Annotated in this window: 20 protein-coding genes; 11 read left to right on the top strand and 9 right to left on the bottom strand. The window is 66.6% G+C overall.

The features are described from left to right. The first annotated feature begins 148 nt into the window (after window positions 1-148). Both JQ639_RS02480 and JQ639_RS02475 read left to right on the top strand, forming a co-directional pair. Window positions 149-505, top strand: coding sequence for a hypothetical protein (locus JQ639_RS02480; RefSeq protein ID WP_211969619.1), 357 nt, complete (start codon window positions 149-151; stop codon window positions 503-505). Between the two features lie 82 nt (window positions 506-587). Beyond that, complete coding sequence (locus JQ639_RS02475) at window positions 588-1,886, top strand: RsmB/NOP family class I SAM-dependent RNA methyltransferase (protein WP_211969620.1); 1,299 nt, start codon at window positions 588-590, stop codon at window positions 1,884-1,886. Window positions 1,887-2,448: 562 nt separating this feature from the next. Here the strand turns inward: JQ639_RS02475 and JQ639_RS02470 are convergent. Beyond that, window positions 2,449-2,820 carry a nuclear transport factor 2 family protein gene (locus JQ639_RS02470; protein ID WP_211969621.1) on the bottom strand — a complete coding sequence of 124 codons (372 nt, stop codon included), beginning with the start codon at window positions 2,818-2,820 and terminating at the stop codon, window positions 2,449-2,451. Between the two features lie 430 nt (window positions 2,821-3,250). On the opposite strand from JQ639_RS02470, the gene guaA reads away from it, so the two are divergent. After that, window positions 3,251-4,846, top strand: a complete 1,596-nt coding sequence (gene guaA / locus JQ639_RS02465; protein ID WP_211969622.1) for a glutamine-hydrolyzing GMP synthase — start codon at window positions 3,251-3,253, stop codon at window positions 4,844-4,846. 42 nt (window positions 4,847-4,888) lie between these two features. Continuing rightward, window positions 4,889-5,422, top strand: a complete 534-nt coding sequence (locus tag JQ639_RS02460; protein WP_211969623.1) for a YdeI/OmpD-associated family protein — start codon at window positions 4,889-4,891, stop codon at window positions 5,420-5,422. A 1,986-nt stretch (window positions 5,423-7,408) separates the two neighbouring features. On the opposite strand, the gene JQ639_RS02455 is transcribed toward JQ639_RS02460, so the two are convergent. After that, entirely contained in the window at window positions 7,409-7,912 is a 504-nt protein-coding gene (locus tag JQ639_RS02455) for a YciE/YciF ferroxidase family protein (protein WP_211969624.1), read from the bottom strand. Between the two features lie 263 nt (window positions 7,913-8,175). On the opposite strand from JQ639_RS02455, the gene JQ639_RS02450 reads away from it, so the two are divergent. Both JQ639_RS02450 and JQ639_RS02445 read left to right on the top strand, forming a co-directional pair. Further along, window positions 8,176-9,483, top strand: a complete 1,308-nt coding sequence (locus tag JQ639_RS02450) for an NRAMP family divalent metal transporter (protein WP_211969625.1) — start codon at window positions 8,176-8,178, stop codon at window positions 9,481-9,483. Between the two features lie 116 nt (window positions 9,484-9,599). Continuing rightward, window positions 9,600-11,174, top strand: a complete 1,575-nt coding sequence (locus JQ639_RS02445) for a PAS domain-containing hybrid sensor histidine kinase/response regulator family protein (RefSeq protein ID WP_211969626.1) — start codon at window positions 9,600-9,602, stop codon at window positions 11,172-11,174. 86 nt (window positions 11,175-11,260) lie between these two features. Here JQ639_RS02445 and JQ639_RS02440 read toward each other — a convergent pair whose 3' ends face one another. Then, window positions 11,261-12,151 (bottom strand): LysR family transcriptional regulator, encoded by an 891-nt coding sequence (locus tag JQ639_RS02440; protein WP_211969627.1) that lies wholly within the window; start codon window positions 12,149-12,151, stop codon window positions 11,261-11,263. Window positions 12,152-12,257: 106 nt separating this feature from the next. On the opposite strand from JQ639_RS02440, the gene JQ639_RS02435 reads away from it, so the two are divergent. Both JQ639_RS02435 and JQ639_RS02430 read left to right on the top strand, forming a co-directional pair. Continuing rightward, entirely contained in the window at window positions 12,258-13,127 is an 870-nt protein-coding gene (locus tag JQ639_RS02435; protein ID WP_211969628.1) for an SDR family oxidoreductase, read from the top strand. Between the two features lie 151 nt (window positions 13,128-13,278). Continuing rightward, window positions 13,279-14,832, top strand: a complete 1,554-nt coding sequence (locus tag JQ639_RS02430; protein WP_211969629.1) for an FAD-dependent monooxygenase — start codon at window positions 13,279-13,281, stop codon at window positions 14,830-14,832. A gap of 27 nt (window positions 14,833-14,859) precedes the next feature. Here JQ639_RS02430 and JQ639_RS02425 read toward each other — a convergent pair whose 3' ends face one another. Genes JQ639_RS02425 through JQ639_RS02415 form a run of 3 tightly spaced genes read right to left on the bottom strand, consistent with a single transcriptional unit; the run spans window position 14,860 to window position 16,345 of the window. Then, window positions 14,860-15,207 (bottom strand): hypothetical protein, encoded by a 348-nt coding sequence (locus tag JQ639_RS02425; RefSeq protein ID WP_211969630.1) that lies wholly within the window; start codon window positions 15,205-15,207, stop codon window positions 14,860-14,862. Then, window positions 15,204-15,986, bottom strand: a complete 783-nt coding sequence (locus JQ639_RS02420; protein ID WP_211969631.1) for a TetR/AcrR family transcriptional regulator — start codon at window positions 15,984-15,986, stop codon at window positions 15,204-15,206. Before JQ639_RS02420 ends, JQ639_RS02425 begins: the two co-directional genes overlap by 4 nt. Further along, complete coding sequence (locus tag JQ639_RS02415) at window positions 15,965-16,345, bottom strand: nuclear transport factor 2 family protein (protein ID WP_211969632.1); 381 nt, start codon at window positions 16,343-16,345, stop codon at window positions 15,965-15,967. Before JQ639_RS02415 ends, JQ639_RS02420 begins: the two co-directional genes overlap by 22 nt. A 238-nt stretch (window positions 16,346-16,583) precedes the next feature. Here JQ639_RS02415 and JQ639_RS02410 point away from each other — a divergent pair, with 238 nt between their 5' ends. After that, complete coding sequence (locus JQ639_RS02410) at window positions 16,584-17,483, top strand: HNH endonuclease (RefSeq protein ID WP_211969633.1); 900 nt, start codon at window positions 16,584-16,586, stop codon at window positions 17,481-17,483. A 62-nt stretch (window positions 17,484-17,545) separates the two neighbouring features. Here the strand turns inward: JQ639_RS02410 and JQ639_RS02405 are convergent, their stop codons facing one another. Further along, window positions 17,546-17,947 carry an Ohr family peroxiredoxin gene (locus JQ639_RS02405; protein WP_211969634.1) on the bottom strand — a complete coding sequence of 134 codons (402 nt, stop codon included), beginning with the start codon at window positions 17,945-17,947 and terminating at the stop codon, window positions 17,546-17,548. Window positions 17,948-18,263: 316 nt separating this feature from the next. After that, the gene (locus JQ639_RS02400) at window positions 18,264-19,688 is read right to left on the bottom strand and encodes an MFS transporter (protein WP_211969635.1); all 1,425 of its coding nucleotides are present in this window, start codon (window positions 19,686-19,688) and stop codon (window positions 18,264-18,266) included. 238 nt (window positions 19,689-19,926) lie between these two features. Here JQ639_RS02400 and JQ639_RS02395 point away from each other — a divergent pair, with 238 nt between their 5' ends. Further along, window positions 19,927-20,856 (top strand): LysR family transcriptional regulator, encoded by a 930-nt coding sequence (locus JQ639_RS02395; protein ID WP_211969636.1) that lies wholly within the window; start codon window positions 19,927-19,929, stop codon window positions 20,854-20,856. Between the two features lie 28 nt (window positions 20,857-20,884). Here JQ639_RS02395 and JQ639_RS02390 read toward each other — a convergent pair whose 3' ends face one another. Beyond that, window positions 20,885-21,550 carry a DapH/DapD/GlmU-related protein gene (locus tag JQ639_RS02390; RefSeq protein WP_211969637.1) on the bottom strand — a complete coding sequence of 222 codons (666 nt, stop codon included), beginning with the start codon at window positions 21,548-21,550 and terminating at the stop codon, window positions 20,885-20,887. 327 nt (window positions 21,551-21,877) lie between these two features. Between JQ639_RS02390 and JQ639_RS02385 the strand changes: the two genes are divergently transcribed. Further along, window positions 21,878-25,069, top strand: a complete 3,192-nt coding sequence (locus JQ639_RS02385) for a S8 family serine peptidase (RefSeq protein WP_211969638.1) — start codon at window positions 21,878-21,880, stop codon at window positions 25,067-25,069. The last annotated feature ends 178 nt before the right edge of the window (window positions 25,070-25,247 follow it).

Raw genomic sequence — 25,247 nt, 5'->3', positions numbered from 1 at the left:
CTCGCAGGATGCACGGCCGAGGCTTCGCCCGGGCCGTCCGCCCTCGCGCCCGATGGAACCGATGTCCGGGCCGGGTATTGCTTCCTGCGAGAACCGGGCGGCGGGCCGATCGTGGCTGCGCCGACCGACGCAAGGGGCTGACATTCCGATGATGATTCAGGGCATCCTGCTGCCGGTGTTCGTGCTGGTGGCGATCACGCTGGCGCAATTCTTCCTGCTCAACACCCGCTCGCGCGTCTCCGCCGGCGGGGCAGTGACGGCGGTCGACGAGCCGCTGGTGCTGTCGCTGCTGTTCTATGCGGTGGTCGCGGTGGCGCTGCCGCTGCGCCAGGCCGACCTCGTGATGGTGCTGCTCGCCTGGGTGTTCGTCGTCACGCGGCTGCTGCGCGCCGGCCTCCTGCTGTCGGGGCCGGAGGGCCGCGGCGGCCTGCTGGACGTCGCCAGCGCCCTTGTGCTGCTGGCCATGTGGGTCTATTTCGCCCTCAGGATTCTCACGGTGCTCTAGTGCGGAGGGTCTGACGTTCGCCGCGACAGGCGCGGCGTCAGAACCTCGACACCGGGCTGCCAGACAAGGTTTTCACCCCGCCATGACGCCTGCCGCCCGGCTGTCCGCCGCCATCGAGGTCTTGAGCGCGATCGACGCGCAACGCATCCCCGCCGCCAGCGCGCTCAAGGACTGGGGCACGGCGCACCGCTTCGCCGGCTCCGGCGACCGCGCGGCGATCGCGGGCCTCGTCTTCGACGTGCTGCGCCGCCGCGCCTCCAGCGCCTACCTGCTCGACGCCGACACGCCGCGCGGTCGCGCGCTCGGCATGCTGCGGCTCGAGCGCGGTCTCGACGATGCCGCCATCGCGGCGTTGTGCGACGGCTCGCGCTTCGCGCCCGAGCCGCTGACCGACGCCGAGCGCACGGCGCTGGCGACGCGCACGCTCGACGGTGCGCCGGCGCATATTGCCGGCGACTATCCGGAATGGCTGGAGGCGTCTCTGACGCGCGTGTTCGGAGATGCGCGGGCCGAGGAGGCCGCCGCGATGGCACGGCGTGCGCCGCTGGACCTGCGCGTCAACACGCTGAAGTCGACGCCGGACAAGGCGCTCGCGGCACTGAAGCATCTCGGCGCGACGCCGACGTCCTGGTCGTCGCTCGGCCTGCGCATCGCGCTCGGGGCGGATGCGCGCAATCCCGGCGTGCAGGCCGAGGAAATCTTCATCAAGGGCGGCGTCGAGGTTCAGGACGAGGGCTCGCAGATCGCGGCGCTGCTGACGGCGGCGAAGCCCGGCGAGCAGGTCATCGATCTGTGCGCCGGCGCCGGCGGCAAGACGCTGGCGCTGGCGGCGATGATGCAGGGGCGGGGACGGCTGATTGCCACGGACCATGACAAGCGTCAGCTCGCGCCGATCCACGAGCGGCTGTCGCGCGCCGGCGTACATAATGCCGAAGTGCGCGCGCCCAAGGGCGCCGCCGATCCGCTCGCCGACATCCGCGCGTCGGCCGATCTCGTGGTGATCGATGCGCCCTGCACCGGCACCGGCACCTGGCGCCGCAACCCCGACGCCAAGTGGCGGATGCGGCCGGGCGCCCTTGAAGTGCGGCTCAAGGGCCAGGCCGAAGTGCTGGACCGCGCCGCCGACCTGGTGCGGCCCGGCGGCCGGATCGTCTACATCACCTGTTCGGTGCTGGCGGAAGAGAACGGCGACCAGGTGCGCGCCTTCCTCGCGCGCCAGCCGTCGTTCACCGTGATTTCGCCGACACAGGTCGCGGCCGCGCTTGGCGACCGCGCTGATGCTTTCCTGGCCGCGACGCAGGTCTCCGCCGAAGGCCTGCTGATGACCCCGCGCGGCACGGGGACCGACGGGTTTTTCGTGTCGGTGCTGCGCGCGGCGTAAGGGGCGGCATCATTGTCTAGCTGTGTAAGGATGCTGAGCGTCTATCTCGTCGTCGCCGGGCAGAGCGATCCGTCTTTAACGGATCGCCAAGACTAAGGTCTCCCGGCGACCCCGACAAGGAAGGCACTGCGCCCCTAAGCGAGGTGGCCGGGACAAGCCCGGCCACGACAGAGTTAGACCTCCCGCCTTTCCCTGCGTCATGCGCGGGCAGCGCGATCCGTCTTCGACGGATCGCCAGCACTGAGGTCACTCGCGCATCCAGCTTGCTCGCCATACGACGTGCGTTTGTGAAGCTGGGTCACGGCGCTGCGCGCCGGCCCGGTGATGACGCAGAGGTGGGGGAGACGCTTTTCTTTCCTGCGCTGCCAGCGACTGGCCGTTTCCTCAGCCCTCATGGTGAGGAGGCGCGCAGCGCCGTCTCTAACCATGAGGCCCGGGGGCGCTGGTCTCGCGCTCGTCTTTGTAAAGTCGCAGGTGGAAGCGCCCGGGCCCCGTCCTTCGAGACGCTCGCTTCGCGAGCTCCTCAGGACGAGGGGAGAGACTGCGCCGATGCTACGCTCCCTCAATGCCCCAGATGGTTCGCCGAGCCCTGCACGATTAAGCCGGCCGCATTGAGCCGCAGGTATTCGCAGATCTTGTGGCCGCGCTCGTTGCTATAGAACACGACGAGGCTGTCCGGGCTGACGAAGATGTCGATGAGCGTGAAATGCAGCCCGGTGATCAGGGACAGCGCATGGGCCCAGTAGCGCCGCAGCGCGTCCTTGCCGCGGACGATGCCGTCAGGGGAGGCGCCGAGGCGCAGCGCGACGGCGGAGCTCATCTCGCAGTCGTCGGCGTAGAGGGCCAGCACGCGCTCGAGATCGCCGGCGTTCCAGGCGGCGACCCAGTCGCGGCCGAGGGCTTCGAGGTCGGCGGCGGGGAAGGGCAATGGCATGGGGTTTTTCCCGAAAGTTTCTAATTAGGTCAGTATTGCTTACCTATATGCTTCTGTCCATCGCGCTTCCGCAAGTATCCACGTCCAGGCTCCCAGTGCCGTCCGCATCGTTCTAGCGGTCTGCATCCGCAAGTCTCTGCCGAAACAGGAAAATTATCCATTTTCTCGGTCATGCCCGGCTTTATGCCGGGCATCCACGTCTTAAAGCCGCTCGGCCAAGAAGACGTGGATGGCCGGGCCAAGCCCGGCCATGACGGGGTCAACAACATAGGCTCCACGTCATCGTCTTCCTGTCGAGCCGGCTGCTCAGCGGGCGGGCGGAGTCCCGGTACGCCCGGCCCGACATGAATGGGCGTCGAGGCCCCCAAAGAGTGTGGGGCACCGCATTTGCCCGGTTGCCGGATCGCCGCGGGTCGCGTATTTGCTGGCCATGACAGCCCACACCGAGACCTCCCGCCCGGCCGCGTTCACGGCGCCGGAGCATGACAAGATTCTGATTGTCGATTTCGGCAGCCAGGTGACGCAGCTCATCGCGCGGCGTGTCCGCGAGGAGGGCGTGTATTCGGAGATCGTGCCGTTCCAGAAGGCGGAAGCCGCCTTCCAGGAGATGAAGCCCAAGGCCGTGATCCTGTCCGGCGGGCCTGAATCCGTGCACGAGACCGGTTCCCCCCGGGCCCCCCAGGTCATTTTCGATTCCGGCGTGCCGGTGCTCGGCATCTGCTATGGCCAGATGACCCTCGCGGCGCAGCTTGGCGGCACGGTGGAAGGCGGTCATCACCGCGAGTTCGGCCGCGCAGACGTCGAGGTCAAGACCAAGAGCGCACTGTTCGACGACACCTGGGCGGTTGGCGAGCGCCACCCGGTGTGGATGAGCCATGGCGACCGTATCACGGAGCTGCCGCCCGGCTTTGAAGTGGCCGGCGTGTCGCCCAATGCGCCGTGCGCGATCATTCAGGATGAGAGCCGCAAATACTATGGCCTGATGTTCCACCCGGAAGTGGTGCACACGCCGGATGGCGCCAAGCTGCTGCGCAACTTCGTGCGCAAGGTCGCTGGCCTGACCGGCGACTGGACCATGCGCGCCTTCCGCGAGGAAGCGATCGAGAAGATCCGTGCGCAGGTCGGCAAGGGCCGGGTGATCTGCGGCCTGTCCGGCGGCGTCGATTCCGCGGTGGCGGCGGTGCTGATCCACGAGGCGATCGGCGACCAGCTCACCTGCGTGTTTGTCGACCATGGCCTGCTGCGCCTTGCGGAAGCCGAGACAGTGGTGGACATGTTCCGCGACCACTACAACATCCCGCTGGTGCATGTGGATGCGTCGAAGCAGTTCCTTGGCGAGCTTGAAGGCGTCACCGATCCCGAGGTGAAGCGCAAGACCATCGGCAAGCTGTTCATCGACGTGTTCGAGGCGGAAGCCAAGAAGATCGGCGGCGCCGACTTCCTGGCGCAGGGCACCCTCTATCCCGACGTCATCGAGAGCGTGTCGTTCACCGGCGGCCCGTCGGTGACCATCAAGTCGCACCACAATGTCGGCGGCCTGCCGGCGCGCATGAACATGAAGCTGGTGGAGCCGCTGCGCGAGCTGTTCAAGGACGAGGTGCGCGCGCTGGGCCGCGAGCTCGGCCTGCCGGACGTGTTCGTCGGCCGCCACCCGTTCCCGGGCCCGGGCCTCGCCATCCGCTGCCCCGGCGAGATCACCCGCGACAAGCTCGACATTCTGCGCAAGGCGGATGCGATCTACATCGAGGAGATCCGCCGCGCCGGGCTCTACGACACCATCTGGCAGGCCTTCGCGGTGCTGCTGCCGGTCAAGACCGTGGGCGTGATGGGCGACGGCCGCACCTATGACTACGTGGTCGGCCTGCGCGCCGTGACCTCGACCGACGGCATGACCGCCGATTTCTATCCCTTCGACATGCGCTTCCTCGGCGCCACCGCGACGCGCATCATCAACGAGGTGAAGGGCGTCAACCGTGTGGTCTACGACGTGACGAGCAAGCCGCCGGGGACGATTGAGTGGGAGTGATTTTCGCCGCCCCGGACTGAGCGGCCTCGGCATGATCGGAGGATGAATCCGTTGCGGCTTGAACTAAAGATCGAACAACGCGGCATCAACCCCTACGTGTTCGTCGGAGCCGAGTACGCATCACAGCTCAAGCCGGGATGGCGACAGCCGATGCCGGTGCGCGTGCAAGTCAACGGCAAACCCGATGAACCCTGGCGGGTCAACATGATGCCTAAAGGGGACGGGGGATATTTCCTTTATCTTGCTGGCCCCGTTCGTCGTTCCTCCCGAACGCAGGTCGGCGATACAGCGGTTTTCAGCATTGAATTCGACGACGAATACCAGCCTGGCCCCATACATTCGATGCCTGCCTGGTTCAGCGTCGGGCTTAACGAAACGCCTCTTGCCAAGGCGGGCTGGGACCGCCTGCCACCCAGCCGCAAGAAGGAACTTCTGCGTTACTTCTCGAGATTGAAGTCTGACGAGGCGATCGCACGGAATCTGCAACAATCGCTCGCTGTTCTTTCTGGCAAGCCGGGGCGCTTCATGGCCAGAGACTGGAACAATGGCTTTCAGGGAGCTGTAGAGGAAACGTGAACGAAAAAGTCCCATCAGGGACGTTGCCATGGTGGGGCGGTCCACTCGATGCGTCGGGTGAGCTCTTTCTTCAAGCCCGTAACCATTGCGTAGAACCGCTAACCCAGGCAGTGCAGTCGGTGAGGCGGGCCGTGCGCGGGTTGGTGTCGGGGTCGGAATGAGGGGCGGTGGTCGCCGCTGTTCGGCTTATCTCAGCGAAGCGTCCAATTCGCGAATGAGTTCTCCGACTCGCCCACCGCCAGGCGGGGCGGTTGGGTCGCGTCTCAGCACGTCCACCACGACCGGATGCGCAAGCCTCCGCAACCCGGCAATGCAGTCGCTGCCAACATCCGCCTTGTCGCTGGCAGAGAGTTCAAGCGCGCGTGCCGCATGGCCGGCCGATCCAAGAATGTGTTTGACCTGTGTTGATTGCGCGAGCGGATGAAGGAATGCCGCACCGGCTGCCGCAAGCCACTGCGTAAGCGGCGACGGCCCGCAGTTCGGCTGGTGTCAGTTCGATCCTGGCGGCGTCATTCGTCATGCAGTTCGTCTTACTCCGGCGCAGGATGGTGCGCAGCATCGTACCATCGCGGGGCACAGTGCATTCCGGGTTGGTCACTCCTGCGCGCTATGGCTGACGCGATGTCTCGGATTCAACGCGGCCAAGCCCGTGACCCTCACGTAGAACCGCCAACCCAGGCAGTCAGCTAGGGAGGTGGACCATGTGCGGGTCGGGACCGGGATGTGAAGCGAGAGGGCGGTGGAACCAGCCGCTGTTCGACGTGTCGTCGTTGCCACGCCAGCGACCAGAGCGCGGCGATGACCGCTTGCATCGAATGCTCCCGTCTGGTTGTGGCCCTCACGGACCGACAGGATGATCAAGCCAAAGTCGCAGGCCAACTGACGCGTGAGAAGGATGCTGACCTTTCGTGTCTCTCACCGGTCGATGAGATGGGCGCCATGGCAGTGGCGAAGGCGGCAATCTGGCAGCGAGATCCCGGCGATCGCATAGAGATGGCTTCACAGGAAACGATCAGGGGAGCGCAAGGACCGCGTCCTCTGGCGTCGCTCGTGAGGGCTCCAGCGCGGCGATTGAACGCTGCCGTTCAACCATGCCTCTGTATCCGAAAGCGCCCTCAGGGCAGATGCCACCCGACGCAACTCGTTCCGCTCCGCGCCAATTGGGTGGGCGCGTGCGCGACAGGCGCATCGCGCAGCTTGAGCCCGCAGCTCGATCGCGCGCGAAAAATATACCTGATTGATTTCGTTCGACATCGCTACCTCCCTTTTCTGCTGAGCCAACTGTAGGCCTGGGTGGTTCGCGAGAACACCTCAAAGGGCCCTAGGAACGGGCTGGCACTCATGGACACCGCGTGCTGCCGGCAGCTTTGTGATGGTGGTTACGCTTTAAATTCAGCTCCTTGGGTTGGGAACGGTGACGATCTGATGCCGAGCGCGCAGGTCTGACCTGCAGGAGGCGGGAGGCCTTTCGCAAGGCGCGAGTGGTTCGGCGGGCGTGAAAAACAGCGGAAATCGGGAACGAGGCGCGCTGCGGCGGTTTGAGCAAAGACTTCGTTTTTTAGCCAGGAGACGCCCACAGCCGATCAGCGAACCAGCGTAAAGCGTGCGAGATGCATGTGAGATGCTTCGCACATATCGTTATGCGACCGCGAGCAGTTGTCTCGTCGTGATGGCGCGAGTTGTGACAGGTTCGTTGTCGAGCCGCCTGAATGGGAGGCCGAGATGAATCCGAGAAAACAGAATGGAGCCCAGCAGCAAGACCAAGGGATTGTCCGTGATGACATGGGACAAGAACAGCCCAAGGACAAGGAACGCGCACGTAATGTGAGCCGCCAGGCTTCAAAAGATGATCCGCCCGGGCATAAACCGGCTGGCGAGCGGCGTGATCCCTAACGGGGCGTACTGACGATGCGGAAGCCGCTACTTCGCACCATCGGGCGGCAGGCCGCCCGATGGTAAGCAGGCAAAGTGTTCGGAGGCGTCAGGTCAGGCGGCTGCCTTGTTGATCGCCGAACCGGCGAGCTTGGTCAGCAGTGCATCGGTTTCCTTTTCTTCTTTCAGCGTCTGGTCGAGCAGTTTGACGGCCTCTTGCAGTCCGAGTTCGCCCGCCCATGACTTCAACGTCCCATAGCGGGAGATCTCGTAGTGTTCGACAGCCTGGGCGCCGGACAGCAGGCCGGCATCAAGCGCGTTCGAATCCCCGAACTCGTCCATCACTTCCTTGCCTTCTTCGATGATGCCGAGGATGGCGTCGCACGTCTTGCCTCGTGCGGGTCTCTCGATGAGCTCGAAGATGGTCTCGAGCCGCTCGACGTGCCCTTCCGTCTGTTCGCGGTGCGTTTCGAACGCTTCCTTGAGTTCGCTTGTGTTCGCCGCCTTCGCCATCTTGGGCAAGGCCTTCAGGATCTGCTTCTCGGCAAAATAGATATCCTTGAGGGTTTCGTAGAAGAGGTCGTCGAGGGTCTTTTGCTTGGTTTGTCGCGTTGCCATGGGCCGCTCCTGATGGTTGTCAGCGAGCGGTGAACGGATGGCATGACCACGATGTTCCAGACGTGGCCGACTTTTTACGGAACGAACGCCAATGCATCTGAGAAGTTGTATGCATGGAGGCGGCGATCGCGCGGGAACGAATCCCGCGCGTTCCGGTTCGTCTGGCGCGCGCTGGTTGGAGAACAGGGGCGGGTTTATTTCTGCCTCTGAAGCGATGCGGACGAGATGCGGACGAGATGAATGGATGAGGGGGCTTGGCGCCCATGACTGATGCTGCCATGGGGCTGATGGCCAAACGATGGAAAGCAATCCGCCTGAGGCGGATCCTGCGCTGGCTTGGGCCAGGCCTGATCACCGGCGCGTCCGACGACGATCCTTCGGGTATCGGTACTTACAGCCAGGCAGGAGCGCAACTCGGATTCGGTATCGGCTGGAGCATGATCCTGACCTATCCGTTGATGACGGCAATCCAGGAGATTTCCGCGCGGATCGGCCGCGTGACCGGTCACGGCATCGCCGGCAATGTATCCCGGCATCTGCCATTGGCACTCATTTGGCCGTTGCTGGGGCTGATCTTCGTTGCCAACACCATCAACATCGCCGCCGACCTCGGCGCCATGGCTGATGCTTTGGCGACGCTGGTTCATGGTCCGCGCATTCTTTATGTGGTCGTTTTCGGGATGGTATCCGTCGCTGCTCAGATTCTGTTCGACTACAAGTTTTACGTTTCCATGCTGAAGTGGCTGACTCTGACGCTGTTCGCGTACGTCATTGCGCTGGCGACGGTGCATGTCCCATGGACCAAGGCGCTTTCGGGTCTCTTTATCCCGCGGATCGAATGGTCTGCCAGTTTCCTGACGACGCTGGTGGCGATCCTCGGCACGACGATCTCACCGTATCTGTTCATTTGGCAGTCGTCGCAGGAGGCCGAGGAGCAGCGTATCGACAGGCGCAAGGAGCCGTTGGCGCATGATGATGAGGAAGCGCGCCGCGAGTTCCGCCGCATCCGGGTCGATACCCTGGCTGGCATGGCATTTTCGAATGTCATCGGTCTTTCGATTATCCTGACGACCGCCGCGACACTGCATGCGCACGGCATCACAGCGATCGAGACGTCGGCGCAGGCGGCGGAAGCGCTGCGACCGATCGCCGGTGACTTTGCAGGGATCGTGTTCGCGCTGGGCATCATCGGCACGGGAATGCTGGCGATCCCGGCGCTGGCCGGGGCGACGGCCTATGCCGTGGGAGAAGGGCGCAGATGGCCGGTAGGACTTTCGCGCAAGCCTCGCGAGGCGGCTGCCTTCTATGGCGTGCTGGCTGTTTCGGCATGTTTAGGGATTGCGCTCAACTTCACGGCGATCGATCCCATCAAGGCGCTCTACTGGAGCGCTGTGGCCAACGGCGTCGCCGCGGCGCCCGTGATGGCGATTCTCATGGTTCTGGTACGGCAGCCATTGGTCATGGGCCCGCTGGTGGTCCGCGGTCCACTCTATTGGCTGGGTTGGGTGTCGACCGCAGCCATGGGCCTGTGCACGCTCGGCATGGTGGCAAGCCTCTTCTCGACCTACTGAACGAAGAGGCGAGGAGCGAGGTTGAGGGCATTGCGAAGGGCGGATGCCAGTGTCATGACACGATTGGCAACCCAACAGGCGCGATGTGGGTTGCTGCGATGAATTAAGGAGACGAGATGGAAAAAAAGCAAAAAAAGCAATCTGGGCTCGTCGATGGCGAGATGAAATTTCGTCTTCTGGTTCAGGGCGTTACAGACTACGCCATTTATATGCTTGATCCCGAAGGGCGTGTCAGCAACTGGAATCTCGGCGGCCAGCGCATCAAGGGGTACCTGCCTGACGAGATCGTCGGCGAGCATTTCTCGCGTTTTTACACCCCTGCCGATCGGGAAGCAGGAAAGCCGGCCCGGGCCCTGCAGATCGCGCGCGAGAAGGGGCGCTACGAGGAAGAGGGGCTGAGAGTTCGCAAGGACGGGTCGTTCTTCTGGGCGAGCGTGATTATCGATCCGATCAGGGACGACACGGGAGAGCTGATCGGCTTCGCAAAGATCACACGGGACATTACCGAGCGACGTGAAGCGCAGCAGAAGCTGGAGAGGGTTCAGAAGCAGCTCGCCGAATCCCAGAAAATGGATGCCCTCGGTCAGCTCACCGGGGGCGTGGCCCACGACTTCAATAATCTTTTGATGGCCGTGACTGGCGGCACGCGCATGATTAAACGCTTCGCGTCGGATCCTCGCATTCTGGAAGCAGCACAGGCCATCGAGGCTACCGTACAGCGGGGGGCCGCTCTGACGCGCCAGCTTTTGACATTCGCACGCCGCCAGCAGATCAATCCGGTGAAGATCGATGTGGTGGAGGCGATCGCTTCGATCGAAGAAGTGTTGCGGGCGGGCGTTGGTCGCTCCATCGATCTCATAGTGAACGCGGTGGAAGATGTTTGGCCTGTGGTTGCCGACGCCAGCGAACTCGAAACGGCGCTGATGAACCTGGTCTTTAACGCTCGTGATGCGATGCCGCAGGGCGGCAGGATTACGATCGACGTGAAGAACGTGCACGACGGCGAACGCTCCGGAGATCACGTATGCATCGCCGTCATCGATACGGGGCAGGGCATTCCGGATGATGTCCTGACAAAGGTGTTCGATCCGTTCTTCACGACCAAGCCTGTGGGCAAGGGGACCGGCCTGGGTCTATCCCAGGTGCACGGCTTCGCCAACCAGGCGGGGGGCTCGGTTCAGATCTCAACACAACTCGGCAAGGGGACCGAGGTATCGTTGCTTCTCCCGCGACACCGTGTCGCGGAAATGAACAATGCGTCCTTGTCGCGCGAGGTCCGGACAGTGCTGGTCGTCGAGGACAATCCCGACGTCGCGACCGCTCATGCTGGTTTGCTGGAGGAACTCGGCTATCGAGTGAAATGGGTGCGTGACGCGCCGAGCGCGCTTCAATCGCTTGACCGCGACGACATTGACCTCGTGTTCAGCGACGTCGTCATGCCCGGCGAGATGGATGGGCTTGGTCTGGCGCGCTATCTCCGGGACCACCAACCCGATATGCCGGTCATTCTGGCGACGGGCTACAGCGAAGCGGCGCGAAAGTCCGGCATCGAGTTTCCGATTCTGCGAAAGCCTTACGAGCTTCACGAGCTCAGCCGCGCGCTGGAGGCTGCTATTGATCTCCGGACAAGAGATGCTTCGACTGTCTCTGCAGCTCGGTCTCCCCGGGCCGGCACGTCGTGCTCTGGATGAAGCTGTCGCGAGGCTGACCTGCAGCGCGATCCTTCAGGATGTTGCGCGGAGGTGTGGCCACCACCCTCGTGGCCCGTGTCCTGGCGTCATCTGCCGATATACGCGGCGAGTTCGTCCGGGGCGCCGGTCGGGAACGCCTGCCTGAGATAGTCGAGAAAGGCCGAGACGCGGGCGCTGAGCAGCCGCCGCGACGGATAGAGCGCCCACAGCGCGATCTCCGGTCCATCGATATCGCCCCAGTGGACCAGCGTGCCGTCGGCGAGATCGTGGCTCACGAGCGAGATCGGCAGGCGGCCGGCGCCGACACCGGCGCGCACCGCGTCCCTCACCATGACAAGCGACGACAGCGCCAGCACCGGCTCGATCGCGATGGTCACGACGCCCGCCGCCGTCCGCACCTGCCAGTCCCGCCGATCACCCGCCGAGCGCACGACGGCCGGAGTCCTGTGCCCATCGGCCGGCAGGGCGAGGGCAGGACTTGCCACCGCCGCCAGGCGGTCACGCAGGAACGCGCGTCCCACCAGGCTGTCATCCGGATCAGGGTTGACGCGGATCACGAGATCAAAACCCTCCTCGATCATGTCGACGGGGCGGTCCTCCGTCGTGACCTCGAGCCTCACCTGAGGATATTTCAGGGCGAAGCCGGCGGCGATCTTGCCCATCGCGGTCTGTGAGAACAGCAGGGGCGCGCTGATCCGCAACGTGCCGCGCGGCCGTTCGCCCCCCGAGGCGATCGCCGCGGCCGTCTCCTCGAGTTCAGTCAGCAGCAGGCCCGCGCGCTCGAACAGCGCGCGGCCTTCCTCCGTGAGCTTGAGAATGCGCGCGCCGCGTTCGAACAGGCGCAGGCCCAGCGCGGCCTCGAGCTCTGCGACCCGGCGGGACAGCGTGGCCTTGGGCCGTCCGGAAGCCCGCGCGGCCCGCCCGAAACCGCCGTGGCGGGCGACCAGAGTGAAGTCGGCGAGGGCCAGCAGGTCCATTTGTTCCACCAGTGAGACGGTACGTCCAATTGTAGCGACTATCGGCTCGAATGTGGATCACTAATCTCCAGGATGTCTTTTGACCCCAAACCCAGGAGAAACCCCCATGACCATCCTCGTGACCAGTGCCACCGGCCGTGTCGGCCGCCATGTCGTCGATCAGCTCGTCCAGCGCGGCGCCGACGTGCGCGTCTTCGTCCGCGATCCCGCCAAGGCCAGCTTGCCCGCCAGCGTAAGTGTTGCGCAGGGCGACCTGCTGGATCTCGACGCGCTGCGAGCCGCGTTCCGCGGTGTCCGCACGCTGTTTCTGCTCAACGCGGTGGCGGGAGACGAATTCACCCAGGCGCTGATCGCGCTGAACGTCGCCCGTGAGGCCGGCGTCGAGCGGGTCGTCTACCTCTCGGTGATCCACGCCGATCGCTTCGTGAATGTGCCGCACTTCGCGGTGAAGTCCGGCGCCGAGCGGATGATCGAACAGATGGGCTTCAGCGCCACGATCCTGCGCCCGTCCTACTTCATCGACAACGAACTCATGATCAAGGACATCATCGTTAATCACGGCGTCTATCCGATGCCGATCGGCAGCAAGGGCGTTGCGATGGTCGATGCCCGCGACATCGCCGAGGTCGCCGCGATCGAGCTGATCCGCCGCGACGAGGCGCCGGGCAAGCTGCCGCTCGCCACCATCAATCTCGTCGGCCCCGACACGCTGACCGGGCCGGACGCGGCGGCGATCTGGTCGGACGTTCTTGGCCGCCCGGTCGTCTATGGCGGCGATGATCCCACCGCCTTCGAGCAGAATCTTGCGACCTTCATGCCGAAGTGGATGGCTTATGAGATGCGCCTGATGGCCGAGCGCTATGTCAGCGATGGCATGATCCCGCAGGCTGGCGATGTCGAGCGCCTCACCACGATCCTCGGCCGCCCGCTGCACTCCTACCGCAGCTTCGCGACGAAGCTGGCGACGTCGAGCTGACGAGCATCGCGCCCACCGCGAGGAGCCACCTGCCGCAGGGCCAGCCGGCTCCCGCTCTCTCTACTCTACATATGGTTGCCATCCCCCTTGCTTCAATCCCGTGACCCTCGCGTAGAACCGCGGCCCAGGCAGTCTGCGAGGGAGGTCGGCGATGCGCGGGGCGGGATCGGGGTGTGAAGCGAGGGCGGCGGAACCCGCGGTGGTGATTGCCGGCGGGGGCCCGACGGGGCTGATGCTGGCGGGCGAGCTGGCGCTGGCGGGCGTCGATGTCGCCGTGGTCGAGCGGCGCGCGAGCCAGGAGCTTGTGGGCTCGCGGGCCGGCGGGCTGCATGCGCGGACCCTCGAGGTGTTCGACCAGCGCGGCATCGTCGCGCGCTTCCTGGCCGAGGGACAGAAGGCGCAGACAGCTTATTTCGGCGGGGTGTCGCTCGATCTCGGCGATTGTCCGACACGGCATCCCTACGGGCTCGGGCTGTGGCAAAACCACATCGAGCGCATCCTCGCCGGCTGGGTCGGCGAATTGCCGGTGACGATGCTGTGCGGCCGCGAGGTCACAGGCTTCGTCCAGGATGCGGATGGCGTCGATGTCGCGCTGTCCGACGGTGGCGCCTTGCGGACGCAATACCTTGTCGGCTGCGATGGCGGGCGCAGCCTCGTCCGCAAGGTCGCCGGCATCGATTTCCCTGGCTGGGACCCGACGACCAGCGCGCTGCTCGCGGAGGCCGAACTGGCGCAGCCGCGGGAGCTGGGCGTCCATCGCAACGCCCACGGTGTCCATGCCTTCGGCCGCGAAAAGTACGAGATCCGCGACGGCAAGGTCGTGTTCGCCGCCGACGGGCCGATCCGCATCATGGTGACGGAGGCCGAGGTCGGCGCCAAGACCGGCGCCAAGATCGGAGCCAGGACGGAGCCGACGCTCGCCGATCTCAGCGCCGCGCTGGTCGCCGCCTGCGGCACCGACTATGGCGTCCACAGTCCGGCGTGGATCTCGCGCTTCACCGATACCACGCGGCAGGCGGCCGCCTATCGCGACCGGCGGGTGCTGCTCGCCGGCGATGCCGCCCATGTGCATGCGCCCGACGGCGGCCAGGGCCTCAACACCGGCGTGCAGGATGCGGTGAACCTCGGCTGGAAGCTCGCGCAGGTGGTGAAGGGCATCTCGTCCGACAGCCTGCTCGACAGCTACCACACCGAGCGCCATGGCGTCGGCGCGCGGGTGCTGCGCACCACCATGGCGCTGGTCGCGCTGCGCCGGTCCGATCCGCGCACCGACGCGCTGCGCGACATCGTCGCCGACCTCGCTGGCATGGACGGGCCGCGCCGGCGTCTCGCGGCGCAGATGTCCGGCCTCGACATCCGCTACGATCTCGGCGAGGGGCATCCGTTGCTGGGGCGCCGCATGCCCGATCTCGATCTGATGACGGAATATGGCCCGCTGCGGCTGTTCAGCCTGTTGCACGCCGCGCGGCCGCTGCTGCTCGGGTTCGGGGCGGGCTGTGACGTCGATATCACGCCGTGGGCGGATCGGGTGAGGTCGGTGGTGGCCCGTTATGACGGCGCGTGGGAGCTCCCGGTCATCGGCACAGTGCCGGCGCCTGCAGCCGTGCTGATCCGGCCCGATGGTTACGTCGCCTGGGTGGGCGAGGGCACGGACGCGGGCCTGACAGATGCGCTGACGAAGTGGTTCGGGCCGGCCGTGAGGTGACGCCCCCTCGCGCCATGCACAACGGGATCACGCTGGACCCGTGCGATCCACCGGCTCATGCGATGGCGCTGCGACCGGCCGGTTGCGCACCCGGCCAAAATGGCGCGACAGATGGATGCCGAGCGCAAGGGCACCGGCGCCGATGGCGAGGCAGTCGAGATTGGCGCCGAGGGGCACCGGATGGACGCTGAGGATGGTGACGGCGGCTGCGAGATTGAACGCGCCCCACAGGACGTTGACCAGCGGCGACGATGGCCCGATCCCTCTCGGCTTGGCGAACGGCGTTGGAAAGGGCTCCCCCTGCAGCCCCGCCGTGAGGTGTGGAACGCAGTTGCACAGCAGGGCACCGGCGAAAACGAGAAGCGGGTAGATCATCGGTGGTCCTTGTCCGGTTGTGATCCCGGCGCCATGGTGTCGAGCGCGGCGAGAAAGGCGTCGATCAGCCAGGTGAAACTCTCGTCCCGGCTGACAGGATTCTTCAGCGCGCCGGTCGCTTCGAGCGACGCAAATCCATGGGCGAGGCTGCGCAGGCCACGCAGCGCATGGACGACGTCCTGTCCGCCGAAGCCATAGCCCTGGAGCGCCGCCCTGCAGGTTTGGTTGATGCGGTCGGCCGCCGCCCGCCACTCCTTGTCGCCGCGCGGCGGCGTCGGGATGGTCGCGGCATATACCCCGGGGTTCTTTGCGGCGAATGCGCGATAGCCGATCAGCAGCGCGCGGACCGCGTCCCGGCCTGACTTGCCGATGGTGACGCGGGTCGCGGTGCGATCGAGGTCTTCCAATCCCTGAATGGCCAGAAGGCGCTTCACCTCGCCGATTCCCGAGACATGCGCGTACAGCGAGGGCGTGCGGATGCTCAGCGCCTCCGCGAGCGCGTTCATCGACAGGCCGTCGATGCCGAAGCGATTGGCGAGACCGGAGGCTTCCTGGCGGATCCTGGCAAGGTCGACTCTTGCAGATGCTGATTGTCGCACGCCGGCAGCTCCCGCGGGCCGTCGCGGCCCGCCGATGTCGAATAATGAGATTATGATTTTGCCTAATTGAATTAGGAAATCAAGCGTTCGTGACCGGCCGTCTCCAGGGCCCGCCGTGACGGCGGCGGCGTGCCGCGGCAGGTCTGCGTCGCCGCCCGTCAGGACATCCGCTCGACCCATTGCGCGCGCGAGGCGCCCGGCGCGAACGGATCGCCGAAATACTGGGTCTCGCGGGCGACCTTGCCGCCGACGAACTCCATGATGCTCACGGTGAAGGACGGCCGCCCGTCATAGGTCAGGACGTATTCGGTGATCCAGATGTCGCCTGCGCCGACGATCCGCCGCACCTCGAAGCGCTTGCTGTTCGGCTGCGCGGTGCGCGACAGCTGGATGTGCGCCCGCCCGCGGATGCGCTCGCCGGACTGGGGATATTCGAGCACCGCATCCTCATGGTAGATCGCGTGTTCGGCGTCGAAGTCGTTGGCGTCGGAGGCGGCCCAGTGCTGATCCAGAGCCGCGCGGATCGTACGATCGTCCATCTCGGGCCTCCTCGAGGCGTGGCGGTGTTTCTGCGAGGTCGGGCAGGCTGCTTCTCAAGGCGTTGCCGCGACAGCGTGAATCTTGCGCGGCGAAGTCAGTTTGTTACATTCGATCGGGTCATCCGCGGCTGGAGTCGGCAGGCTGTCGGGCCGATGACGAAGGGGCGGGCCGATCTCGCTTTGGGCGAGAGCTGGCCGAGAACAAGCAAGCTTGGCGGAAAGGCCGCGTCGGAAAGCCATGGGGTTTGGCGTCTTCATTCATCGCTCGGACTCGATCTACGAGGACAGCCCTGCCGAACAGTATCAGTTTCCGGCGCAGTACCTGCGCCGTGTCGAAGCCTGTGTTGGCGACTGGATCATCTACTATGAGCCGCGCAAGATTGTGGAGACGCGCGGCTATTTTGCGATCGCGCGGGTCGGGCAGGTCATTCCCGATCCCGGTGCCGAGGGGATGTACCTGGCGTTGATCGAGCCGGGGAGCTATCTCGACTTTGCCAATCCCGTTCCGTTCAACGGGCCGACGGGGCCGGTCGAGACCGGGGTCCTGAACGATCAGGGGCGGATTTCGGGGCGGGCGCAGTCGGCGGTGCGGCCGATCTCTCCTGCCGATTTCCGGCGGATCATCGAACTGGGTTTCGAGGACAAGGCCCCGCTGCTGCCACGCCTCGACCACGACGCGTCATTGCCGGGCTTCGACGAACAGCAAGCTCCGTTCCTGTTTGATCAGGAGCGTGATCGCGTCAGTGTCACCATGTCGAGGATCCAGCGCGATCGTGTCTTCCGACGTGTGGTGCTGCGGGCCTATGACGAGCGCTGCGTGATCACCGGGCTCAAGCTCATCAATGGCGGCGGCCGAGCGGAGGTTGCCGCGGCTCACATTCGGCCGGTGGAGGCCAATGGTCCGGATATCGTGAGCAACGGCATCGCGCTTTCCGGCACAGCGCACTGGATGTTCGATCGCGGGCTGATCAGCCTCTCGGACGATCTCGAGATTCTGGTGTCGCGGCAAACCAACAATCCCGACGAGATCCGGTCGATCATCAACAAGTCCGGTCAGGCGCTGCCGCCGCGACGCGGGTCAGATCGGCCGCATCCGCATTTCCTTCGCTGGCATCGCGAGCATTGCTTCAAGCAATGATGGGGACGGTCGAGGGAGCCGCTGCCGGGCAGGGCTCCCTCGAGCAGCGTGAAACGCGCGGGTTACGCCAGCGTCGTCGTCACCTCGACGTTGCCGTGCACCGCCTTGGAGTAGGGGCAGATGCCGTGCGCCGCATCGACCAGGGCCTGGGCCGTGTCGCGGTCGACGCCCGGAAGGCTGACGTTGAGCCGCGCCGTCAGAAAGAACGCGCCGCCGGCCTGGTTGAGATCGATCTCGGCGTTGACCGCGGGAACGGCCGGCAGCGTCACCTTGCGCTGGGCGGCGGCGAGCTGGATCGCGCCGAGATAGCAGGCGGACCAGGCGGCGCCGAACAGCTGCTCGGCGGCAGGATGGGGCTGCGGCAGCTTGACGTCGAGGAAGCCGTCGCTGCTGCGGGCGGCGCCATCGGCGCCGGCGGTGATGTGGGTCTTGCCGGTGAAGAGAACCTTGGCGGTGGCGGTCATGGGAAGCGTCCTTCTGCTGGGGTGAATTCAATCGCATGCGATTGATTGGTGTGTCTGATTTAGGCTGGCTCCCTTGTCTCGTCAAGCGTATTCGATTTAATCGTATGCGATATTAATAGGAAAGTGAACGCGGCAGCGGATGTCCGCAAATTCAGGAGGTTAGGTCAGGGCGAGGGGTGGCATCCGCCGCCGCGGATGCGGTTTTCGGCTCCGGCGGACCAACACGATGCCGTGATCGGTCCGCGCCGCGACGCTGGGCCGCCGCCGGCGATGGCAGCGGCGGAGACGGCGCGATCGCCTGTCGCGATGCGCCGGTTCAGCGCGTCGGTACAGCCGTCGGCGTGCGCATGACGCTGACGAGGCCGGAGGCGAGCGCCAGCACGGCGGCAACGCCGAGGCCGATGCGCGGCGCAAGGTCGAGGCCTATCACGCTGAACAGCAGCGTCATGATCACCGCGCCGGCGGTCTGGCCGGTCAGCCGCGCCGTGCCCTGCATGCCGCCGGCCGCGCCGCTGCGCTCATGCGGGGCGGACAGGTACATGTTGTGGTTGTTGGGCACGTTGAACAGCCCGAAGCCGGCGCCGCACAGCACGGCGCACAGCGCGATCGGCCAGGCCTCGTCATGCAGCGGCAGGATCGCCGCGACGAACAGCCCGGCGGCCAGCAGCGTGCCGCCGATGACGCACAGCCACGCGCCGGGCACGCGGCCGACGAGACGGCCGGCGAGGGGGCCGGCGAACGCCACCGTCAGCGGCCACGGCGTCAGGTAGAGGCCGGTGGTCAGCGTGTCCTTGCCGAGGGTGTGCTGCAGGTAGAACGGCAGCGCGACGAACGCGCAGACCTGGGCGGAGAAGCTCAGCACCGAGGCGATCACCGAGACGCGGAACGAGGGCGCGCGCAGCAGGTCGAGCGGAAACAGCGGCGCGGCCTTCGGCGCCTCGCGGCGCACCAGCATCACCATCGCCAGCGCGCCGCCGCCGAGCAGCGCGACGGCCGCGATCGGCTCGCGCGGCAGGATCTCGGTGCCGATCACGACCAGTGCGAAGGCGGCGACGTTCAGCACCACGCTGAGGCCATCGAGGCGGCGGCCGGTGCCGACATGCCGCGGCAGCGCGCGGGCGGCGGCGAGCGCCGCGATGCCGAGCGGCAGGTTGACGGCGAACAGCCACGGCCAGTGCGCGACCGACAGGATCGCGGCGCCGAGGCTGGGGCCCGTCGCGGACGTCAGCGCGACCACCAGCGCGTTCCAGCCGATGGCGGCGGGCAGCCGGCGCGGCGGCACGACAAGGCGCAGCATCGCGATGCCGAGCGCCATGATGCCGGCGCCGCCGAGCCCCTGCAGCGCGCGGGCGGCGACGAGCCATGGCAGCGACGGCGCCGCGGCGCACAGCGCGGAGGCCGCGGTGAACAGCGCGACGCCGCCAAGATAGACGCGGCGGAAGCCATAGCTCTCGCCGAGCGCGGCGCAGGGCAGCAGCGCCATCACCAGGGCGGTCTGATAGGCGGTGATCACCAGCACGGATTCCGCCGGCGTCACGTCCAGCGCGTGGGCGATGGTCGGCAGCGCGACATTGGCGATGGCGGAATCGAGCACCACCAGCGCCAGCGTGGTGAGGAGGGCGGCGATGGCGAGCCGCGGCTGCGCCACGCCATGATCGCCGCCGGCCATGCCCGCCGCGGGCGGCGGCGGAACGGGCTGCGCGGGCGCGCCGTGGTCGGCGGGGCGGACGTGACGCGTCATGCATGTGCTCCGGCGGTCCAGGCGCCGTCGCGGGCGACACAGCGGGTCATGCGATGGCCGTCGCGATCGTCCGGCGTTTTGTCCGTCATGTCGGTCTCCTGCGGTCGGCGCGAGCCGTTCGGCCCGGATGCTGGCCGAACTCTAGCGCAGCCGGTGGCATGGCGGAACGCGCAGCATTTGCACTCTACTCGTGCGTTTGACGCCACATGTCGCCGCGCGACGTGCTATAGGGTGCGCCATGGCGATCCCCGATCTCAACCTTCTCGTGACCCTCGACGTGCTGCTGGCGGAAGGCAGCGTCGCGCGTGCGGCGCGCCGGCTGCGGCTCAGCCCCTCGGCGATGAGCCGCTCGCTCGCCCGGCTGCGCGACACCATGGGCGATCCGCTGCTGGTGCGCGCCGGGCGTGGCCTCGTGCCGACGCCGCGCGCGCTCGAACTGCGCCAGCGCATCGGCCCGCTGGTGCAGGAGGCGGCGGGCGTGCTGCGGCCGGGCGAGGCGCTCGACCCGGCGCGGTTGGCGCGGACCTTCACGCTGCGCACCAGCGACGGCTTTGTCGAGAGTTTCGGCCCCGACCTCATGGTGCGGGTCGGCGCGGAGGCGCCGGGGGTGCGGCTGCGCTTCCTCGCCAAGGCCAACAAGGACAGCACCCTGCTGCGCGACGGCACGGTCGATCTCGAGACCGGCGTCGTCGACGACCGCATCGGGCCCGAGATCCGCACGCTGGCGCTGTTCGACGATCGCTATGTCGGCGTCGTGCGCGCCGGCCATCCGCTGAGCCGTGGCAAGATCACGCCGGCGCGCTATGCCGCGCCGCGTCACGTGGTGTTCTCGCATTCCGGCGACGCGCGCGGCCTCGTCGACGAACGGCTGGCCGCGCTCGGCCTGCAGCGCGAGATCGCAGCGATTGTCGGCGGCTTCACCACGGCGCTGGCGCTCGCGCGCCGGTCCGATCTCGTCGCCACAGTGCCGTCGCGGCACACCGAGACGCTGCGCGAGGACATGTTCAGCTTCGCGTTGCCATTCCAGCCGCCGGAGATCACGGTGTCGATGCTGTGGCATCCGCGGATGGACGCCGATGCCGGCCATCGCTGGCTGCGCGGCTGCGTGCGCGATGTCTGTGCCGACAAGGGCAGGGCGGCGGCAAGGCGATCGCGCAGCGGCGTTTGATCGCCGCGCGCGGGCTGGAACCTGTGTGTCAGGACGCGTCGGCGCTAGCCCGCGGCGGGGTGGTCTCGGCGACGTCGTAGCGCGCGCAGAACGCCTCGATATCGTCGGCCTGGAAATCATTGAGGCGGGCGAAGATCACATCGTCCGGCCAGGTCCACCAGGCGATGCGCTGCAGCCGCTCGGCGACATGCTCCGGAAAGCGCCGGCGCAGCGGGCGGGCGGGCACGCCGCCGACAATGGTGTAGGCCGGCACGTTGCGGCTGACGACCGCGCCGGCCGCGATCACTGCGCCGTCACCGACGATGACGCCGGGCAGGATGATGGCGGCATGGCCGATCCAGCAGTCGTTGCCGATCTCGACCCGCGCATCGCGGCGGTCGGCGAAGAAATGATGGTCCCGTGTCGCAGACGCCTCGTAATATTCGGGGCAGTAGGTGAAGCGGTGCTGCGAGGCGCGTTCCATCGGATGGTTGGGCGCGCCGATGCGCACGGAGTTGGCGATCGCGGTGAATTTGCCGATGACCGCATCCGCCACCTCGCAATTCTCGCCAAGGTAAGAGTAGTCGCCGAGCGAAGCGTACTCGATGCGGGTGTTGCGCAGGATCTCGCAGCGCCGTCCGATCGTGGCCTCGCGCATCCGCACGGTGTCGTGGATGACGGTGTCGGCGATCTTCGGGCGGGTGACGGCGTCCATCGGCATGCTCCGGCAGGGGATTCACGCTCGATAGACGAGCCCTGTGACACTTCGGTGAAGGTGCGCGACGTCGCCTGTGATCGCGCCCGCGCGAATCGCATCGGCGGTTTCGTGCGAAGATCGCAAATTTGAATCGCAAGTCGCTCCGGCACGGGAAGGTGGCTGTCACACATGTGACAAAGTGCGTCAGTGATCGCCGCCGCTTCGCTGTTTGCCGCCAGCCGGCCCGATCATAAGCAGAAGGTGGAATGAGTCCGGGGATTCGGTGGGGATCGGCGCCTCGGAAAGCTGGGGCGCATTGTGAATCGACGTGACGTGGGTGGCCGCATGCGCGGCATCGGGCAGCTGTTGGGTTCGACAGCTGTGGGGGCAGGACTTTTCATCATCGGCGGGGCGCTCGCGGGGCCCGCCCATTCCGGCGAACTGTCGCTGGTGTCGGGCGCAGGTTCGTCACCGGGCACGCCAGTGCCGATGGCCTACGCGCCGCCCAACATGCCGGCGGCGGCGAGCCAGACGTGGCATCTCGACATGATCGGCGCGACCATCGCCTATGGCCGTGGCTACACCGGCGCGGGTGTGACGGTCGCCGTCGCCGACAGCGGCTTCGACATCACCCATCCGGCGCTGGCCGGAAAGCTCGACCTCGCGCGCGCCTACTCGACGCTCTACGTCGCCGGCGAGACCTACGATCCGAAGTGGGTCGACATCCAACTGGCGGGCGATGTCCATGGCACCCATGTTTCCGGGATCATCGCCGGCAGGAAGGACCCCTCGCTGTGGGATTCGCACGGCGTCGCCTACGACGCCACGATCGTGCCGATCCGAACGATCTTCGACAACGACGTGCTGGACAAGGATCTCGGGACCTATGTGACCAGCGGTCCGCCGGATGCGATCGATTACTTCACATCGCTCGCGAACGTGAAGGTGATGAACGCCAGCTTCGGACCCGGCGTCGATCGTGATAGCCCGCCGCTTCTGCAGTGGAATGTGTCGCCGGGAACGATGGACGAGGCGATGGCGGTGTGGCGCGCTCTGGCGGCCGACAAGATCATCGTCGCGGCGACAGGCAACGACCGCAAGAAAAATCCGGTCGCCGGACACAATCCGTCCGGGATCGCGCTCTATCCCTTCATCCGTCCCGAGCATGCCGGCCTCGGCGTCTACAACGACTATGGGACGAACCTGAACTATTCCGGACTGCTGTATCAGCCGGGACAGGTGATCGGCGTGATGTCGGTCGGACCGAACAAGCAGGCGGCCTACTATTCGAACCTGTGCGGCGTCACCGCGAGCTGGTGCGTCGCTGCGCCCGGCGGCGATCAGACCGCCGGGGCGAGCGATGGCGTGTTCTCCACGGTGCCGCGCGGCGAGTACAACTATCTGCAGGGCACCTCGATGGCGACGCCGGTCGTGACCGGCGCGCTCGCGGTGCTGATCAGCGCCTATCCCGACTATTCGGCGCGCGACCTCGCGCAGGTGCTGTTCTCGACCACCGAGAACATCGGCAAGCCGGGCATCAATGCGATGTACGGCCAGGGACTGATCCGGCTCGATCGCGCCACCGACGGGCCCACGACGCTGCAGGCGAACGAGACGGTCGCCCTTGCGGGCGGCACGACCTACTGGAGCCAGCCGTTGACCACGTCGGGCGCCTTCACCAAGACCGGCGACGGCATCCTGACCATCGCGGGCCGCACCACGGTGCCGGGCGAGGTGCGGGTGTCCGGCGGCACGCTCGCGGTGGACGGCACGCTGAGCGTCGTCGGCGACGGCCACGCGCTGATCGTCGACCAGACCGGCACGCTCGCCGGCATGGGCGTGATCAACGCCAACACCACGATCGCCGGCCTGCTGTCGCCGGGCAAGATGGCGAACGTCCAGGACCTGCTGAACTTCGGCAGCATCACCAGCGCCGCCGAGGTCGTCGGCAACTCCGCCGGCCAGCTCAATTTCACCGGCAACGTCACGCTCGCCGCGACGGCCACGACGCGCATCGACATCGACGGCGGCAATCTCGTGCCCGGCGGTCCCGGCACCCATGACCGGATTTTCGTCGGCGGTGCCGGCAACATCTTCACTGTCGGCGGTGCGCTGACGCCGGTGCTGCGCGGCAGCGTCGGCACCCCCAGCAACTACACGCCCTCTATCGGCGAGCAGTTCCGGTTCGTCGAAGCTTATGGCGGCGCGCATATCGCAGGATCGTTCTCGTCGATGGTCCAGCCCACGAGCGGGCTGCCGGCGCAGGGACGGTTCGACCTGATCTATGGTCCGACGTCGCTCATGCTCTCGGTCACGCCACAGACCTTCGCCGGACTCAATGGCGGCGGCCTGACGACCAGCCAGCGCGACATCGCCGGCATTCTCGACAGCCGCCGGCCCGACGCCGGCGTCCTGCCGGATCCGACGGTCAAGGCGCTGTACGATGCGCTGTACGCCATGACCTCGCCAGCGTCGTACGGCACGGCGATGACCCAGCTCAGCGCGCCGGGGCAGCCGGCGGCGACCAGCGCCGGCATGACTGCCTTTACCGGCTTCATGGGCTCCATCGCCGACCGTCAGAATGCGCTGCAGAGCGGTGCGGCGGTCGTCCAGAGCGCGACGGCGCAGTCGTTCGCGTTCGCTTCCATCGGTCGCTCGATCAGCAGCGAGGCGCGCCAGGCGACCGACGCGTTCGCCAGCCTCGATCGCGAGCCCGTGGTCGCCGATGGCCGCAGCGTGTGGGGGCAGGCGTTCGGACGCTGGAGCTCGGTCGGAGAAGCCGGCGGCCTTGCGGGATCGTCGACCCGCAGCGGCGGCTTCGCACTGGGCGTCGATCAATGGCTCGCCGACGACCTGACCGGCGGCGTCGCGGTCGGCTTCGCCCGCACCACCACGGGCAGCGGCGATCTGACGGCGACGTCGGACACCTACACCGGCGCAATCTATGGCAGCTGGACGCCGGGCCGCGCCGTCATCGACCTGCGCGCATCCGCCGGGCCCAGCCAGACGCAGACGACGCGCATGACCATGCTGTCGCCGGCGACCATCGACGGCCGCGCCAACGGGGTCGGCGGCAGTGTCGGCATCGAGGCGGGGTACATCATTCCCTTCGGTCCGTTCGCGGCCAAACCGTTCGCCGGCGTGACCTGGCAGGGTTTCCACCGCAACGGCTACGCGGAGACGCAGCAGCCGATCGGCCTCGTCTATCCGGCGCAGTCGTTCGACAAGCTGACGACCACGTTCGGGGTCGCGCTGAGCGGCCAGTTTCGCTCGACGGCCGGCCTGACGTTCGCGCCTGAGCTCAAGCTCGGCTGGGGCCACGACTGGCGCGACACCACGCTGGTGAGCCAGGCGGCGCTGCTCGACAGCGCGTTCACGGTGACGGCCGCAAGTCCCGGCCGCGAGGCGGCGCTGGTCGGCGTCAAGCTCGCCGGCTGGCAGCGCGAGAACCTGCGGCTGTTCGCGGCCTACAACGGCGAATTCCGCAGCAACGCCGTCAGCCACCAGTTCACCGGCGGCGTGCGCGTCGCCTGGTGAGCGAGGGCGGCGCGATAGCGCCGTTCGCTTCATCGCGTCAGTACATCATCGATGGCGATACAGGCGTCCGGGCTGTCGCGGGTCTTGTCACGGTCTTGGGCCTGGCGCGCGGCACGGTCCGGATCGGGCCGACAGCCGGCATGGGAGCGCCGGCGGGATCGCGGGGCGCCGGTGGGGC

This window comes from Bradyrhizobium sp. U87765 SZCCT0048 (assembly GCF_018131225.1).
Lineage (GTDB): Bacteria > Pseudomonadota > Alphaproteobacteria > Rhizobiales > Xanthobacteraceae > Bradyrhizobium_A.
Note: the sequence above shows the minus strand (reverse complement) of the source record. Positions and strands in the feature narration are given on the sequence as shown.

Excerpts from the sequence above, each read along its gene's own strand:
- JQ639_RS02480 (WP_211969619.1), top strand. The coding sequence starts at position 149 with ATGATGATTCAGGGCATCCTGCTGCCGGTGTTCGTGCTGGTGGCGATC.
- JQ639_RS02475 (WP_211969620.1), top strand. The coding sequence starts at position 588 with ATGACGCCTGCCGCCCGGCTGTCCGCCGCCATCGAGGTCTTGAGCGCG.
- JQ639_RS02470 (WP_211969621.1), bottom strand. The coding sequence starts at position 2,820 with ATGCCATTGCCCTTCCCCGCCGCCGACCTCGAAGCCCTCGGCCGCGAC.
- guaA (WP_211969622.1), top strand. The coding sequence starts at position 3,251 with ATGACAGCCCACACCGAGACCTCCCGCCCGGCCGCGTTCACGGCGCCG.
- JQ639_RS02460 (WP_211969623.1), top strand. The coding sequence starts at position 4,889 with ATGAATCCGTTGCGGCTTGAACTAAAGATCGAACAACGCGGCATCAAC.
- JQ639_RS02455 (WP_211969624.1), bottom strand. The coding sequence starts at position 7,912 with ATGGCAACGCGACAAACCAAGCAAAAGACCCTCGACGACCTCTTCTAC.
- JQ639_RS02450 (WP_211969625.1), top strand. The coding sequence starts at position 8,176 with ATGACTGATGCTGCCATGGGGCTGATGGCCAAACGATGGAAAGCAATC.
- JQ639_RS02445 (WP_211969626.1), top strand. The coding sequence starts at position 9,600 with ATGGAAAAAAAGCAAAAAAAGCAATCTGGGCTCGTCGATGGCGAGATG.
- JQ639_RS02440 (WP_211969627.1), bottom strand. The coding sequence starts at position 12,151 with ATGGACCTGCTGGCCCTCGCCGACTTCACTCTGGTCGCCCGCCACGGC.
- JQ639_RS02435 (WP_211969628.1), top strand. The coding sequence starts at position 12,258 with ATGACCATCCTCGTGACCAGTGCCACCGGCCGTGTCGGCCGCCATGTC.
- JQ639_RS02430 (WP_211969629.1), top strand. The coding sequence starts at position 13,279 with ATGCGCGGGGCGGGATCGGGGTGTGAAGCGAGGGCGGCGGAACCCGCG.
- JQ639_RS02425 (WP_211969630.1), bottom strand. The coding sequence starts at position 15,207 with ATGATCTACCCGCTTCTCGTTTTCGCCGGTGCCCTGCTGTGCAACTGC.
- JQ639_RS02420 (WP_211969631.1), bottom strand. The coding sequence starts at position 15,986 with ATGGGTCGAGCGGATGTCCTGACGGGCGGCGACGCAGACCTGCCGCGG.
- JQ639_RS02415 (WP_211969632.1), bottom strand. The coding sequence starts at position 16,345 with ATGGACGATCGTACGATCCGCGCGGCTCTGGATCAGCACTGGGCCGCC.
- JQ639_RS02410 (WP_211969633.1), top strand. The coding sequence starts at position 16,584 with ATGGGGTTTGGCGTCTTCATTCATCGCTCGGACTCGATCTACGAGGAC.
- JQ639_RS02405 (WP_211969634.1), bottom strand. The coding sequence starts at position 17,947 with ATGACCGCCACCGCCAAGGTTCTCTTCACCGGCAAGACCCACATCACC.
- JQ639_RS02400 (WP_211969635.1), bottom strand. The coding sequence starts at position 19,688 with ATGACGCGTCACGTCCGCCCCGCCGACCACGGCGCGCCCGCGCAGCCC.
- JQ639_RS02395 (WP_211969636.1), top strand. The coding sequence starts at position 19,927 with ATGGCGATCCCCGATCTCAACCTTCTCGTGACCCTCGACGTGCTGCTG.
- JQ639_RS02390 (WP_211969637.1), bottom strand. The coding sequence starts at position 21,550 with ATGGACGCCGTCACCCGCCCGAAGATCGCCGACACCGTCATCCACGAC.
- JQ639_RS02385 (WP_211969638.1), top strand. The coding sequence starts at position 21,878 with ATGCGCGGCATCGGGCAGCTGTTGGGTTCGACAGCTGTGGGGGCAGGA.